The 14373-nt window shown below is 65.6% G+C and carries 12 protein-coding genes; 7 read left to right on the plus strand and 5 right to left on the minus strand.

What is annotated here, in order from left to right; translation table 11 throughout:
• Window position 1 precedes the first annotated feature (1 nt).
• Window positions 2–1516 carry an anthranilate synthase component I gene (gene trpE, locus G342_RS0117880; RefSeq protein ID WP_018184543.1) on the minus strand — a complete coding sequence of 505 codons (1515 nt, stop codon included), beginning with the start codon at window positions 1514–1516 and terminating at the stop codon, window positions 2–4.
• A 297-nt stretch (window positions 1517–1813) separates the two neighbouring features.
• Window positions 1814–3700, minus strand: a complete 1887-nt coding sequence (locus G342_RS0117885) for a peptidylprolyl isomerase (RefSeq protein ID WP_018184544.1) — start codon at window positions 3698–3700, stop codon at window positions 1814–1816.
• A gap of 278 nt (window positions 3701–3978) precedes the next feature.
• Here G342_RS0117885 and tpiA point away from each other — a divergent pair, with 278 nt between their 5' ends.
• From tpiA to G342_RS26105, 5 genes are all read left to right on the plus strand, one after another.
• Window positions 3979–4743 (plus strand): triose-phosphate isomerase, encoded by a 765-nt coding sequence (tpiA, locus tag G342_RS0117890; protein ID WP_018184545.1) that lies wholly within the window; start codon window positions 3979–3981, stop codon window positions 4741–4743.
• A gap of 119 nt (window positions 4744–4862) precedes the next feature.
• Complete coding sequence (secG, locus tag G342_RS0117895) at window positions 4863–5321, plus strand: preprotein translocase subunit SecG (protein ID WP_018184546.1); 459 nt, start codon at window positions 4863–4865, stop codon at window positions 5319–5321.
• A 164-nt stretch (window positions 5322–5485) separates the two neighbouring features.
• Complete coding sequence (locus G342_RS0117900; RefSeq protein ID WP_018184547.1) at window positions 5486–7114, plus strand: CTP synthase; 1629 nt, start codon at window positions 5486–5488, stop codon at window positions 7112–7114.
• A 239-nt stretch (window positions 7115–7353) separates the two neighbouring features.
• Window positions 7354–8181 (plus strand): 3-deoxy-8-phosphooctulonate synthase, encoded by an 828-nt coding sequence (kdsA, locus tag G342_RS0117910; RefSeq protein WP_018184549.1) that lies wholly within the window; start codon window positions 7354–7356, stop codon window positions 8179–8181.
• Window positions 8182–8278: 97 nt separating this feature from the next.
• A complete protein-coding gene (locus tag G342_RS26105) occupies window positions 8279–9364 on the plus strand; it encodes a hypothetical protein (RefSeq protein WP_156830997.1) in 1086 nt (361 codons plus the stop codon).
• A 50-nt stretch (window positions 9365–9414) separates the two neighbouring features.
• On the opposite strand, the gene queF is transcribed toward G342_RS26105, so the two are convergent.
• Window positions 9415–9867: a preQ(1) synthase gene (queF, locus tag G342_RS0117920; protein ID WP_018184550.1), complete on the minus strand. Its 453-nt coding sequence runs from the start codon at window positions 9865–9867 to the stop codon at window positions 9415–9417.
• Between the two features lie 10 nt (window positions 9868–9877).
• The gene (locus G342_RS24570; RefSeq protein WP_018184551.1) at window positions 9878–10852 is read right to left on the minus strand and encodes a hypothetical protein; all 975 of its coding nucleotides are present in this window, start codon (window positions 10850–10852) and stop codon (window positions 9878–9880) included.
• A 202-nt stretch (window positions 10853–11054) separates the two neighbouring features.
• On the opposite strand from G342_RS24570, the gene eno reads away from it, so the two are divergent.
• Complete coding sequence (gene eno / locus G342_RS0117930; RefSeq protein ID WP_018184552.1) at window positions 11055–12332, plus strand: phosphopyruvate hydratase; 1278 nt, start codon at window positions 11055–11057, stop codon at window positions 12330–12332.
• 92 nt (window positions 12333–12424) lie between these two features.
• Here eno and aguA read toward each other — a convergent pair whose 3' ends face one another.
• Window positions 12425–13528: an agmatine deiminase gene (gene aguA, locus G342_RS0117935; RefSeq protein ID WP_018184553.1), complete on the minus strand. Its 1104-nt coding sequence runs from the start codon at window positions 13526–13528 to the stop codon at window positions 12425–12427.
• Between the two features lie 104 nt (window positions 13529–13632).
• On the opposite strand from aguA, the gene G342_RS0117940 reads away from it, so the two are divergent.
• Complete coding sequence (locus G342_RS0117940) at window positions 13633–14367, plus strand: HAD family hydrolase (protein ID WP_018184554.1); 735 nt, start codon at window positions 13633–13635, stop codon at window positions 14365–14367.
• The last annotated feature ends 6 nt before the right edge of the window (window positions 14368–14373 follow it).

The following is a 14373-nucleotide window of genomic DNA, read 5'->3' on the forward strand; positions in this document are numbered from 1 at the left end:
TCTACTGCCCGCGTCCAGCCTGAGAAGCGAACTTTACCGCTTCCTCGGCTGCACGGAAGAGCGCGCGTGCTTTGGCAATGCACTCCTGGTGTTCGCTCTCGGGCACGGAGTCGGCGACAATGCCGGCGCCGGCCTGCGCATACATCTTGCCGTCCTTGACGATCGAGGTACGGAGCACGATGCAGGTATCCATCGCGCCATCGGCCGAGAAATAGCCGACGCAACCGGCATAGATGCCGCGCTTTTCGCCCTCCAACTCGTCGATGATCTCCATGGCGCGGACCTTCGGCGCGCCGGAAACCGTACCGGCCGGGAAGCCGGCGGCGAGCGCGTCGAGCATGTCGTAGTCCGAGGACAGCCTTCCGACCACGTTCGAGACGATGTGCATCACTTGGCTGTAGTACTCGAGGAAGAACTTGTCGGTGACCTTCACGGTGCCGATTTCGGCGACGCGGCCGACATCGTTGCGGCCGAGGTCGAGCAGCATCAAGTGTTCGGCCAGTTCCTTCGGGTCAGCGAGAAGCTCGGCGGCCAGCGCCTTGTCCTCGTCCGGCGTCGCGCCCCGGCGGCGCGTGCCGGCGATCGGACGGATCGTCACTTCGCCGTCGCGCACGCGAACCAGGATTTCCGGGCTCGACCCGGCAACGGCGAAGTCGCCGAAGTCGAGGAAATACAGGAAGGGCGACGGATTGGTCCGGCGAAGCGCCCGGTAGAGCGCGAAGGGCGGCAGGCTGAACGGCGCCTCGAAGCGCTGCGACAGCACGACCTGGAAGATGTCGCCGGCGGCGATGTATTCCTTCGCCTTGCCGACCATCTCCAGATAGCGCTCATGCGTCGTGTTGGAGACGACGGGCACAGCGAGATCTATGTCGTCGGGGTAGGGGCTGCGGTGCAGCGGGCCCTCCAGCGTATCCACAACCGCCGTCAGGCGTTCGACGGCGCGGGCGTGGGCCTGCGCGGCGGTGACACCGGCCGCCGGACGCACGGGGGTAACCAGCGTGATCTCGTCCTTGATCGAATCGAAGATCACCATGACCGTCGGCCGCAGCATGATGGCGTCGGGAACGCCGAGCGCGTCGGGATTCGGCGCGCCGAGATCCTCCATCTGACGCACCATGTCATAGCCGAGATAGCCGAAGATGCCGGCCGACATCGGCGGCAGGTTCTCCGGCAGGTCGATATGCGAGGCGGCGATGACCCGGCGCAGCGCGTCGAGCGAGCGTCCTTCCAGCGGCTCGAAGGCCTCCGGATCGCGCGCCGGCTGCGCGTTCAGCTCGGCCTTGTCACCGAAGGCGCGGAAGATCAGGTCGGGTTCGATGCCGATCATCGAGTATCGGCCGCGCACGGCGCCGCCCTCGACGGATTCGAGCAGGAACGTCTTCGAACGTCCGGCCGAGAGCTTCAGCATGGCGGAGACGGGGGTCTCCAAATCGGCAACCATTCGTGTCCAGACGACTTGCGCGCGGCCTTCTTCATAGGCAGGCGCAATCGTCTCCAGCGACGGCTCGATCAACATGGTTTCAGTCCATCAGGTTGGGAAGGCTCATCGAGCCTGATTGGCAACGCGACACGGTCGCGGCAATGGCATGGATCTCGTCTTCCCGGCCGGGGCCGGGATGGCGATCAACGCCATCGCCAGGTCTGCGTGCGCCGCCAAGATGCCGCCTGCTGCCAGATTCCCGCAAACGGCCACGAACCTGCCCCGCGCGGGGCAGGCGTTCCGTCGGAGGCGATACCGGCGACGCGTGCGAGGCACGGCCGACCGGAACGCGTTTCGGGCAAAAGGTGAGGCGACATCGGTTCCTATCAACCCTCAGATAGCGCTGATGATCTGCTGCAGGACGGTCTGGTTGACCGTTGCACCGAGCTGGCGCTGCAGCTCGGAGACATACTGCTGCAGAAGATCGTTCTGCATGGCGTCGGCAAGCTGCTGGGTAAGCGGATTGCCGTCATCCTTGGCCGGAGTGTACGGCGTCTCGATGACATCCGCCACCTGCAGGACGATCTGTTCGCCATCCTGTGCGCCGGGTGCTACTTCGGCAGAACCCTTCGGACCGCTGAACGCCGCCTTGACGGCGTCGGCGGAGAGGCCGGCGCCGGGCTGGCCGCCGCGCGTCTGCTTGTCCTGGGCCTGCACGGTGAGACCGAGCGAGGCGGCGATGTCGTCCAGCGTCTCGCCCTTGCCGAGGCGATCCTTCGCCTCCTTGGCCTTGGCGGCGAGCTTGTCGGCCGCCGTCTGCTTCTTCCAGGCCTCAATCACCTTGTCCTTGACCTCGTCGAGCGGACGGTCATGGGCCGGGTTGATCTCGGCGACGGAGAACCAGACATAGCCGTCATCGGTCGGAACCGCGGCGTTGTCGATGCCCACGTCGCTCTCGAAGGCGTCCTTGAGCAGCTGTGCCTGGGCGGGGATATCCGCAACGACATTGCCGTCCGGATCCTTGCCGGTCTGGTCGACGACGATCTTCTTGAGCGTCAGCTTGTTGTTGGCGGCGATCTCCTCGAGCGCCGCGCCGCCGGCGCGGGCATCCTCGATGGCGTCGCGCAGGATGTTGATCTCGGCCCTGGCGTTGCCGAGCGCGAGCGACTTCTTGATCTCGTCCTTGACCGCGTCGAACGGCTTGACGGTCTCCGGCACGACGTCGGTGACGCGCACGACGACGGGGCCGAAGCTGCCCTTGATCACGTCGCTGCTGCTGTTGGGAGCGAGCGCGAAGGCGGCCTCCGCCACCTGCGGATCGATCAGCTTGTCGCGGGTAACCACACCGAGGTCGACGTCGGCGAGCTTCTTGCCGGCGCTCTCGATGACGGCGTCGAAGTTCTCGCCCGCCTTCAGCCGGTCAGCGGCCGCCTGAGCGGTGCTTTCGTCAGCGAAGACGATCTGGAAGACGTGGCGCGTCTCGGGCGTGGCAAAGCGAACCTTGTCGGCGTCGTAGGCCTTCTGCGCGTCGGCGTCGCTGATGTCGTCGGGACGCGCGACTTCCTCGGGACCGAGCTTGATGAAGCTGATCGTGCGGGCTTCCGGCGCGCGCCACTCGGCCTTGTTGTCATTGTAGTAGGCGGTCAGCTCGTCCGCATTCGGCGCGGCGATCTCGCCGACGATCGACGACGGCAGGACGACGAAGCGGATGTTGCGCTGTTCGGTCTGGTAGTCGTGCAGGGCCTTGGTCAGGGCATCCGGCGCGGTTGCGCCGCCGGAGATCGACTCGGCGATCTGCTGGCGCTTCTCCTGCGCGCGGCGCTCCACGACATAGGCGTCTTCGGACATGCCGTTATTGCGCAGCAGTGACACGAAATAGTTGCGGTCGAAGGTGCCGCCCGCGCCCTGGAAGGCCGGGTCCTGGGCGATCTCGCGGATCAGCATGTCCTTCGACACGCCGATATGCAGGCTGTTGGCCTGGTCGTCGAGCGCGGCCTCGGTGACGAGGCGGCCGAGCACCTGGTTCGGGATGCCCAGCATCTTGGCCTGGTCTGGCGTGATCTGCTGGCCGACGCGCTGGCTCATCGCCTGCAGCTCGCGGCGATAGGCGCGGTCAAAATTGACGGAGGAAATATCCGTATTGCCCACGCGGGCGACGGAATGATTGCCGACGCCGGTGAAGACATCGGCGATGCCCCAGACTGCGAAACTCAGCACGAGCAGGCCGAGTAAGATCTGCGCCACCCAGCCGGTGGCGTATTTGCGCATCGTATTGAGCATCGACGTCCTCTAACGCGCGGGGGCTTTGCCGGCCCCGCTTCGGGCGCGCGATCATAGAAAGGACCCCTCGTCGGGGCAAGGCGCAGCGCGACGACAACGTCAGCGGGATGCGGAAGCCCCCTTCTCGTGCTGGTTGAGGCGGCGAATTCGGCGTTCCGGAGCCGGCTCGTGTGTCGTTAACGTCGTCGCTGCGACCGCGTTCTGCGCGCTCCGCCCTTGACTTGTCGGCGTCGGGCCGCTGCAAAGGGGCCAACGAGAAACGCAATCCAGGAAGCGCCATGTCCAGCACACCGAATCCGAAGCCGTTGATCGCCGGCAACTGGAAGATGAACGGTCTGAAGGCTTCGGCCGTCGAACTCGGCCAGATCATGGCCGGCTATAACGCCGCTTTGCGCGCGAAAGTCGATCTCGCCATCTGCCCGCCGGCGACGCAGCTGATTCCCTTCGCCGTCGTCGCGCTCGGCAGCCAAGTTCGGATCGGGGCGCAGGATTGCCACGCCAAGGCGAGCGGCGCGCATACGGGCGATCTCTCGGCCGAGATGATTGCGGACACCGGCGCGACCCATGTCATCGTCGGTCACTCCGAGCGCCGGACCGACCACGCCGAGACGGACGCGATCGTCCGCGCCAAGGCCGAGGCCGCCCGGCGCGCTGGCCTGGTGGCGATTCTGTGCATCGGCGAAACGGAAGCGGAGCGCCGAGGCGGCACGACGCTAGCCGTCGTCGATACCCAGCTCGCCGGCTCGGTGCCGGACGGCGCGACCGCCGACAATCTGGTGATCGCCTATGAGCCGGTCTGGGCGATTGGAACCGGCCTGACGCCGTCGAACGCCGACATCGCCGAGGTGCATGCCCATATTCGCCAACGCCTCGTCGCTCGCTTCGGCGCGGAGGGGGCCAAGATGCGCATTCTCTATGGCGGCTCGGTCAAGCCTTCCAACGCCGGCGAAATTCTCAAGATTGCCGACGTCGACGGCGCGCTCGTCGGCGGCGCCAGCCTCAAGGCCGTGGACTTCCTCGGTATCGCCGCGGCCTATGCCTGATCCCGTGTTTGGCTTGTTTCCGGTTCTCCGCTCTCCATATCAGGGGCGCGGCACTGGAAACGGCGAAACCGATCGTGTACAAGGCCGCCAGCTTTTTTGAATTCTGATCAGAGACATCGATGCAGACAGTCATCATCGTGATCCACCTTATGGTGGTCGTCGCGCTCGTCGCCGTTGTTTTGCTGCAGCGCTCCGAAGGCGGCGCGCTGGGTATTGGCGGCGGCGGCGGATTCATGTCGGCGCGCGGCTCGGCCAACGTCCTGACCCGCACGACGGCAATCCTCGCGGCGATTTTCTTCGTCACGTCGATGGGCCTTACCCTTCTGACGCGGTACGGCGAGCGGCCGTCCTCGATCCTCGATCAGATCCAGAGCCAGTCTCCGTCGTCGTCGGCTCCCGCCGGCCAGGGACAGGGCATCCTGGATCAGCTGCCCGGCCAGAAGCCGGCTGGCGAGGCTGCGCCGGCCGCAGCTCCCGCGGCTCCGGCTGCGGCACCCGCTGCTCCGGCAGGCGAGGCGGCCCCGGCCGCTCCGGCGCCGGCTGCCCCCGCGGCTCCCTCGGTTCCGAGCTCGCAGTAACCGCGCGCTCAAGCCTTTCTCCATTCGCGTCGCCGCGCGGTTCCGTGCGGCGACGTTTTATTTGGAGGGGCACAATTGCTGAATTTGGGCTTAGCCGTCAGTTTGTTGCGGCGGCTGGCTCTTGTCGAAACGAATCGGTCGATCCGAAACTGAGGTAGAGGCCCATGGCGCGGTACATCTTCATCACCGGCGGTGTGGTTTCCTCGCTTGGCAAGGGCATCGCCTCGGCGGCGCTCGGGGCAATGCTCCAGTCGCGAGGCTACAAGGTCCGTCTGAGGAAGCTCGATCCCTATCTGAACGTCGATCCGGGCACGATGAGCCCGTATCAGCACGGCGAAGTGTTCGTCACCGACGACGGCGCCGAGACGGATCTGGATCTCGGACACTATGAGCGCTTCACGGGGCGTCCAGCCTCGAAGGCTGATTCGGTCACGACCGGGAAGATCTACCAGGAGATCATCGCCAAGGAGCGCCGCGGCGACTATCTCGGCGGCACGGTGCAGGTCATTCCGCACGTCACCGACGCCATCAAGGCCTTTGTGCTTTCCGGCAATGACGATGTCGATTTCGTGCTCTGCGAGATCGGCGGCACGGTCGGCGACATTGAGGCGATGCCGTTCCTGGAGGCGATCCGCCAGCTCGGCAATGACCTGCCGCGCGGCAATGTCGTCTACATTCACCTGACGCTGATGCCCTACATCCCCAGCGCGGGCGAGCTGAAGACCAAGCCGACGCAGCATTCGGTCAAGGAGCTGCGCTCGATCGGCATCCAGCCGGACATCCTGCTCTGCCGCAGCGACCGCCCGATCCCGAAGGAAGAGCGTCGCAAGCTGTCGCTGTTCTGCAACGTGCGCGAATCGGCCGTCATCCAGGCGCTCGACGTCGCCCACATCTATGACGTGCCGACCAGCTATCACGCCGAGGGCCTCGACGATGAAGTGCTGGCCGCGTTCGGCATCACCGACGCCGCGCCGCCCGTCCTCGACAAGTGGAAGGCGCTGACCAGCAAGCTGCGCGCCCCCGAGGGCGAGGTCACGATCGCTGTGGTCGGCAAATATACCGGCCTCAAGGACGCCTATAAGTCGCTGATCGAGGCGCTGCAACACGGCGGCATTGCCAACACGGTCAAGGTCAACATCGACTGGATCGAGAGCGAGATCTTCGAGAAGGAAGATCCGGCGCCTTATCTGGAGCGGGTCAACGGCATCCTGGTGCCCGGCGGCTTCGGTGAGCGCGGCTCGGAAGGCAAGATCAAGGCTGCTGGCTTCGCTCGTCGTCACAAGGTGCCGTATTTCGGCATCTGCTTCGGCATGCAGATGGCCGTGATCGAGGCCGCCCGCAGCCTGGCCGGCATCGAGAAGGCAAGCTCGACCGAGTTCGGTCCGACCGACGAGCCCGTCGTCGGACTGATGACCGAATGGCTCAAGGGCAACATGCTGGAGAAGCGGCATTCGGCCGGCGATCTCGGCGGCACCATGCGTCTCGGCGCCTATGAGGGACATCTGGAGCCCGGCTCGAAGATCGCCGAGATCTATGGCGAGACGACCATCTTCGAGCGCCATCGCCACCGCTATGAAGTCAACATCGACTACAAGGATCGCCTGGAGACCTGCGGCATGCACTTTGCCGGCATGTCGCCCGACGGTGTCCTGCCGGAGACGGTCGAGCTTCGAGATCACCCGTGGTTCATCGGTGTGCAGTACCATCCGGAACTGAAATCGCGCCCGCTCGATCCGCATCCGCTGTTCGCGTCGTTCATCGCCGCGGCGATAGAAAAGGCACGCCTCGTCTGAGGCGGCGCCGATCGGCTTGGCCCGCGCGGCGACAGGTTCGCCGTCGGGCGCCCGGCTCGGCCTGACGGGCGGTGCCGATTTTCTCCATCGCCTTTGCGCGCTCCGCCGCGATGTCCTCAATCCGCCGTAGTCCTGCGATGATTCCGGATGTACGGGCGTGGAGGGTCGCTTCGGCGCGGTTGTCGTTGTAAGGGTCGGTTCACGCTCGGATGGCTTTCAAGGCAGGGTGAAGGATGACGATGGTACCCAATGCGCATGTCTCCGTCGGCAAGGCGACGTTCGGCAATGATCTGCCGCTGACGCTGATCGCGGGACCGTGCCAGCTGGAAAGCCGGCAGCATGCCTTCGACATGGCCGGCCGCCTCAAGGAAATGACCACCGCCCTCGGCATGGGCCTCGTCTACAAGTCCTCATTCGACAAGGCGAACCGCACCAGCCTTTCCGGCCAGCGCGGCGCCGGCCTCGACGCGGCGCTGCCGATCTTCGCCGATCTCAAGAAGGAATTCGGCCTGCCGATTCTCACTGATATCCACGAACGCGAGCAGTGTGCCGTGGTTGCGGAAGTGGCCGATATCTTGCAGATCCCGGCTTTCCTGTCGCGGCAGACCGATCTCCTGATCGCCGCCGCCGAGACGGGCAGGGTGATCAATGTCAAGAAGGGCCAGTTTCTCGCGCCCTGGGACATGAAGAACGTCCTCGCCAAGCTCGTCGAGAGCGGCAATCCGAACGTTCTCCTGACCGAGCGCGGCGCCAGCTTCGGCTACAATACGCTCGTCACCGACATGCGCGCGCTGCCGATCATGGCGGCCATGGGCGCGCCGGTGATCTTTGACGCCACCCATTCGGTGCAGCAGCCCGGCGGTCAGGGCACGTCGTCCGGTGGACAGCGGGAGTTCGTGGCGGTACTGGCTCGCGCGGCCGTGGCCGTCGGTGTCGCCGGCGTCTTTATCGAGACGCATCAGGATCCCGACAACGCGCCCTCGGATGGACCGAACATGATCCAGATCGACGAATTGCCGGCTCTGCTGGAGCGGTTGCTGGCTTTCGACCGGCTGGCCAAGGGCTAGGACGACCCGGCCGGTTTCGCTGGAAGCTACTTGTAGGATGACGTAAATCAATCGCAGGATGACAGCCTGCGTCAATTCAGAAGAAGCAGCCGTCGCGATGGACCCGAACGAACTCGTCGTTATTCTCGACCGGGCGATTGCAAACCTCCCCGATCCCTCGGCCGATGGGCGCCGGCGCGTCTATGAGCGCGTCGAGAAGACGATCCGCGCCACCTGCACTTCGCAAGAGGGCGTGCTCAATTCCGAGCGCTACCGCGCGCTGCGACGCGATCTCGGCACCGCGATCGCCATGATCGAGAAGCAGACCCGGATCGCGGCTCGCTCGCATATTCACCCGCATGCGCCGCCGGCCGAGGCTCCGGCGCCACCGCCGCCGACGCCCCCCGAGGCGCCGGTCGAAGCGTCGGGCGAGTTCGCCGAGGACGAGACGTCGCCGCCCTGGCTGAAGCGGATCGGCATCGGCGCGCTCGGTCTTGCCGTCGTACTGGGCGCCGTGTTCGCCGTCTTGCCGGGCGGCCCGCTCAATGGCCTGATCTCGGGCGGCGAGTCCGTGGCGCCATCGCCACCGGCACAGCCTCCAGCCAAGCAGGATCCGTTCGCCGGCGCGCCGGTTCCGGAGACGCCGAGCGAGCCTGCGCCCGTTGCCGCTCCGGGCGACGGAGATCTGACGGCCTTTGCGCCGGTGCCGGCGCAGCCAGGCGTGCCGCGCGTCACCGACGTCAAGGTCTCAATCCTGAATGGCGCATCGGCCTGGCGGATCGAGCCGCTCAGCGGTTTCGACAATGAGCCCGATGGCCAGCCAGTCATGGCGATCGCCCAGGATCGGCAGTCACCGCTGATGGTTTCGCTGTATTGCGATACGCCGGAACTGATGGTCTTCCGCATTGCCTTTGGTTCCGACCCCGAGACGCTCAAGCAGGAGCTCTCCGAGCGCGGACGGCTGGACGGCATCCTGCGCCAGAAGATCCAGGTGAAAACGGATCGCAATGAAGGCTTCGCCGGCGAGTTCCTGGCGCTGACGTCCCATAGCTGGGGCATCCGGCTGGCGCCGGACAATGTCGAGACGTTGCGCACCGGCAAGGAAATCGAGGTCACCATCGGTGACACCGTTGCCGGCAAGGTATCGCTGAGCGGGGCTACGCCGGCGATCGAGGAAGCCCTCGCCAGCAGCTCCTGCACCTGACAACGGGAAGCACCTTGGGATAGAGCCTGTGAGGATCTCTTTTCTCGGTGCTAGCCGCGGCCGCGATAGGGCGCGACGCCCTGGTCCGGCAGCCAGACATCCGCCGGCACCGGGCCGCTTTGCCAGAACACGTCGATCGGGATGCCGCCGCGCGGATACCAGTAACCGCCGATGCGCAACCAGTGCGGGTCGAGCAAGCCGATGATGCGCTTGCCGATCGCCACGGCGCAGTCCTCGTGGAACGCGCCATGATTGCGGAACGATTGCAGGTAGAGCTTCAGCGATTTCGATTCGACCAGCCAGTCCTTCGGCACATAGTCGATCACCAGATGGGCGAAGTCCGGCTGCCCGGTGACTGGGCAGAGCGAGGTGAACTCCGGCACTGTGAAGCGCGCGACATAGAGCGTATCCGTGTGCGGGTTGGGGACGCGATCGAGCTCGGCCTTGTCCGGGCTCTCGGCGATGCCGACGCTCCGTCCCAGCTGCAATTCAGCCTCGCTCATCGTTCCCTCCCTAGCGCGGGTCGAGCAGCGTTCGTGTTTCGCGGTTGAACCGCCACGATTTGAAGCCGTTCAGCTCGGTGCCGCCCCACCAGCGCTTGATGCCGTTCGTCGATACCTGGTCCTGGGCGCCGGACAGGATGTCCTCGCCGACATCCGTCAGCGACAGCGGCGCCGTCACGTACTCGGCATGAACTTCCGAATCGGCATGCGAATAGGGCGCATGTACGCCCCTGAGCAGCGGGAAGTCGCAAAAGGCGAGCGAATCGATCACCGCGTAGAACGGCCACGTCCCCATGAACGGTGCTTCCTCGGCCTCGCGCGCCTGATGGAACAAAGCTGCCGGCGACATCTCCTCCATGCCGACGGCGTCGAGCAGGCGCATCTCAGTGCGGTTGAGGCCGGTGCCGGGCTGCGGCAGTTCCTCGAGGAAGCGGGCGAGCGCCGCTTGCAGGAAGGGGAAGCCCCGGATCGGCTTGGTCGCGCGCTTGGCGATCGCCTCGGGCGTCGGCGCCGTCAGCTCGTCCCAGATCGTCCTGGCCGTGTTGAGCACGGCCGGGCTGACGCGCATGCCGTCGATGGCGAAGCGCATCACCGTATCCGGTCGCTCCAGCGCGAAGAAGCTGTCCGCCTGGACGATGACGATACCCTCGGTCCGCTCCTCCCGGGCGAAGAAGTCCAGCACCTGCAGCAATTGCAGCTGGTCATAGAGGTCATGCTCGAACCACAGCTCGATCCGATCGAATTCGGCGTGGCGGCGCATGACTGCGTCGCGTTCGCCGAACGTCGCGGCGACGGTCCCCGGATCGAACTTGAACACCGAGGCCAGATGCTCGGCCCGCACGGCGGAGAGCGCCTCCAGCGTGTCGAGGGCCGGAATGGGGCCGTCATGCAGGGCGTCGCGCCACGGCAGGATGATGGCGCGGCTACCCGCTGCGGCGAGGAGGTCGGCGGTCTGGTCGCCATCGGTGATGAGGAGCGTCGTCATGCCGCCTTCATCTTCCGATGCGAGACGGAAGGCAACAGCAAGCGCGGAATGTTCGCCGCTCCCCTGACGAAATGGCCGCCATTGTGTTGCGCAGGCACACCGCGACGGTCACAGTTTCTCTCCCATCCTCTTCCGCCTTCTGTCGCGGCAGGCTAGAAGCTGCGAGAGCTGAGCCGATCCGTCCGAAAACAAGGATTTCCGCATGACCGCCATCATCGATATCACCGCCCGCCAGATCCTCGACAGCCGCGGCAATCCGACGGTCGAAGTCGATGTCCTGCTGGAGGATGGCTCGCTCGGCCGCGCCGCCGTTCCGTCGGGCGCCTCGACGGGTGCGCATGAGGCGGTCGAATTGCGCGACGGCGACAAGTCCAAGTATCAGGGCAAGGGCGTGCTGAAGGCGGTCGAGGCCGTCAATGGCGAGATCTTCGACGCGATCGGCGGCATGGAAGCCGAAGACCAGGCGATGATCGACGGCACGATGATCGATCTCGACGGCACGCCGAACAAGGCTCGCCTCGGCGCCAACGCCATTCTCGGCGTCTCGCTGGCGCTGGCCAAGGCCGCTGCCGAGGCTTCGGGCCAGCCGCTCTACCGTTATGTCGGCGGCGTCAACGCCAAGATCCTTCCGGTGCCGATGATGAACATCATCAATGGCGGCGCCCATGCCGACAATCCGATCGACTTCCAGGAATTCATGATCCTCCCCGTCGGCGCGCCGACGCTGGCGGAAGCCGTGCGCTGGGGCTCCGAAGTGTTCCACACCCTGAAGAAGGCCCTCAAGGACGCCGGCCACAACACCAATGTCGGCGACGAGGGCGGCTTCGCCCCGAACCTGCCGTCGGCCACCGCTGCCCTCGACTTCGTCGCCAAGTCGATCGAGAAGGCCGGCTACCGTCTGGGCGAGGACATCTATCTCGGCCTCGACTGCGCCGCGACGGAGTTCTTCAAGGACGGCAAGTACAATTACGAGGGTGAAGGCGTCGTCCGCACCATCGACGAGCAGGTCGCCTATCTGGCCGATCTCGCCTCGAAGTTCCCGATCATCTCGATCGAGGATGGCATGAGCGAGGACGACTGGGCCGGCTGGAAGGGCCTGACCGACGCGATCGGCAACAAGGTACAGCTGGTCGGCGACGATCTCTTCGTCACCAACACGACGCGCCTGTCGCGCGGCATCAAGGAAGCAACGGCCAATTCCATCCTGGTCAAGGTCAACCAGATCGGCTCGCTGACCGAGACGCTCGACGCCGTGTCGATGGCGCACCGCGCTGGCTACACCGCCGTGATGTCGCACCGCTCGGGCGAGACCGAGGATTCGACCATCGCCGATCTCGCGGTCGCGACCAACTGCGGGCAGATCAAGACCGGCTCGCTGGCTCGTTCCGACCGGACTGCCAAGTACAACCAGCTCATCCGTATCGAGGAGCAGCTCGGCGTGCAGGCACAGTATGCCGGCCGCAGCATCCTGAAGGGCTGATTTCGCAATCCCTCTGCGGCTCGTCCGCAGGGTGTTCTTTGGGCTCCCGTGCGCGATGATCGCGCCGGGAGCCATTTTTATGCGCCGACGGACTAGCCGGGCGTTCCCACCGGTTGCTGCTGCGTGATGCAGTGGATGTTGCCGCCGCCGAGCAGGATTTCGCGCGCCTCGATGCCGACGATGCGGCGATCCGGGTGCAGGGCGGCGAGCATCTCCATCGCGGCCTCGTCCGTCTTCGGATCGAGCAGCGGCATGACCACAAGACCGTTCGCGATGTAGTAGTTCGCGTAGGATGCGGCGAGGCGGGCGCCGCCACCCCGTTCGGCGCTGCCTTCGGAAACGTCGATGCCGGCCGCTTCGGAGTCGGTCATGTAGAGCGGTCCCGGCATAGGCAGCTTGACGATCTCCAGCTTTCGCCCGCGCGCGTCCGTCGCGCTCGCCAGGCGGTCATGGGCATCGTGCGAGATCGCATATTGCGGATCGTCGGGATCTTCGCACCAGGTCAGCGCCACGACGCCCGGCCGCGCGAAGCAGGCGAGGTTGTCGATATGGCCGTTGGTCTCGTCATGGAACAGGCCGGGGCCGAGCCAGATCGTTTTGGTGACACCGAGCCGGCCAGCGAGATGCTCCTCGATCTCGCTGCGATCCAGGTAGGGGTTGCGATTGGGATTGAGCAGGCATTCCTCGGTCGTCAGCAGCGTGCCTTCGCCATCGACATGGATGGCGCCGCCTTCCAGGATGAAGGGTGCGCGATAGCGCTGTGCGCGCTCGATCTCGAGGATCTTGGCGGCGACGCGGTCGTCCTGGTCCCAGGGCGAGTAGAGCCCGCCGGCAAAACCGCCCCAGGCGTTGAAGCGCCAGTCATTGCCGCGCAGGCGACCATCCTCGCTGACGATGAAGCTTGGCCCCGTATCGCGGCACCAGGCGTCGTTGGTCGTCGTCTCGACGAGACGGATATGGGTCGGCAGGCGCTGGCGCGCGTTTTCCCACTGACCGGCCGACACCAGCATCGTCACGGGCTCGGCCTCAGCGATGGCCGTTGCCACGGCGGCGAAGGCCTGCTGCGCGGGCTTCGCTCCGAGCCGCCAATTGTCAGGCCGCTCCGGCCAGATCATCCAGGTGCCGGCATGCGGCTCCCATTCGGCCGGCATGCGAAAGCCGTCGTCGCGGGGGAGGCTGGTGAGCGTTGCGGACATGATGCTCGTTCTGGCTAGATGAAACCCGCGCTACGGAAGCGCGAATGCCCCGCCGGCGCAAGCGTGCTAGACCACGGTGCCAAGGACTTTCAACGGATCAAGCCATGCAGCTGCGCGCGCTCCTGTTCGACAAGGACGGGACCTTTCTCGATTTCGCCAAGACGTGGAACGCCGCCACCGGGGAGGTGATCGCAGCGCTGTCGGAAGGCGACAGCGGAATGGCGCGCCGGTTGGCGAAGATCGTGGGCTATGACCTCGATCGCTCGGTGCTGTTGCCGACCTCGCCCTTTGTCGGCAGCTCCGTCGGCGAATTGAGCCCGCTCTGGGCCGCAGCGCTGGGCATGCCCGCCGGGGACGCGTCGTTCGACGAACGGCTGCGCTCGCTCTTCCACGAGGCGACGCTGCACGCCGCGACGCCGATTGGCGAGCCGGCACTGATCTTCGAGGCGCTGCGTGCGGACGGCTATCGGCTCGGCGTGATCACCAATGATTCCGAACTCGGTGCCAAGGCGCAGTGCGAGCGGCTGGGCCTCGCGCACTGGTTTGATGCGATCCTCGGCTATGATTCAGGCCATGGCCGCAAGCCAGAGGCAGGGCAGGTCGTGGCGTTCATGGAGCGCTTCGGCTTCCAGCCCGAGGAGACGGCGCTGATCGGCGATACGCTGCATGACATGCATGCGGCGCGGGCGGCTGGCGTTGTCGGGATCGGCGTTGAAAGCGGCTTCATGCTGGCGAACCAACTGGGGCCTTATGCGGATCATGTTATCAGCGATATCAGTCAGTTGCGGCAGCTTCTGAAGGAAATGGATGGGCATACCGAGCTGGTTTCGCCGGGTTGAAGGGGC

The organism is Kaistia granuli DSM 23481, assembly GCF_000380505.1.
Lineage (GTDB): Bacteria > Pseudomonadota > Alphaproteobacteria > Rhizobiales > Kaistiaceae > Kaistia > Kaistia granuli.

Bases quoted from the DNA above. Each gene is read 5' to 3' on its own strand.
- secG (WP_018184546.1), top strand. From the start codon at position 4,863: ATGCAGACAGTCATCATCGTGATCCACCTTATGGTGGTCGTCGCGCTC.
- trpE (WP_018184543.1), bottom strand. From the start codon at position 1,516: ATGTTGATCGAGCCGTCGCTGGAGACGATTGCGCCTGCCTATGAAGAA.
- tpiA (WP_018184545.1), top strand. From the start codon at position 3,979: ATGTCCAGCACACCGAATCCGAAGCCGTTGATCGCCGGCAACTGGAAG.
- eno (WP_018184552.1), top strand. From the start codon at position 11,055: ATGACCGCCATCATCGATATCACCGCCCGCCAGATCCTCGACAGCCGC.
- G342_RS0117940 (WP_018184554.1), top strand. From the start codon at position 13,633: ATGCAGCTGCGCGCGCTCCTGTTCGACAAGGACGGGACCTTTCTCGAT.
- G342_RS0117885 (WP_018184544.1), bottom strand. From the start codon at position 3,700: ATGCTCAATACGATGCGCAAATACGCCACCGGCTGGGTGGCGCAGATC.
- G342_RS24570 (WP_018184551.1), bottom strand. From the start codon at position 10,852: ATGACGACGCTCCTCATCACCGATGGCGACCAGACCGCCGACCTCCTC.
- queF (WP_018184550.1), bottom strand. From the start codon at position 9,867: ATGAGCGAGGCTGAATTGCAGCTGGGACGGAGCGTCGGCATCGCCGAG.
- G342_RS26105 (WP_156830997.1), top strand. From the start codon at position 8,279: ATGGACCCGAACGAACTCGTCGTTATTCTCGACCGGGCGATTGCAAAC.
- kdsA (WP_018184549.1), top strand. From the start codon at position 7,354: ATGGTACCCAATGCGCATGTCTCCGTCGGCAAGGCGACGTTCGGCAAT.
- aguA (WP_018184553.1), bottom strand. From the start codon at position 13,528: ATGTCCGCAACGCTCACCAGCCTCCCCCGCGACGACGGCTTTCGCATG.
- G342_RS0117900 (WP_018184547.1), top strand. From the start codon at position 5,486: ATGGCGCGGTACATCTTCATCACCGGCGGTGTGGTTTCCTCGCTTGGC.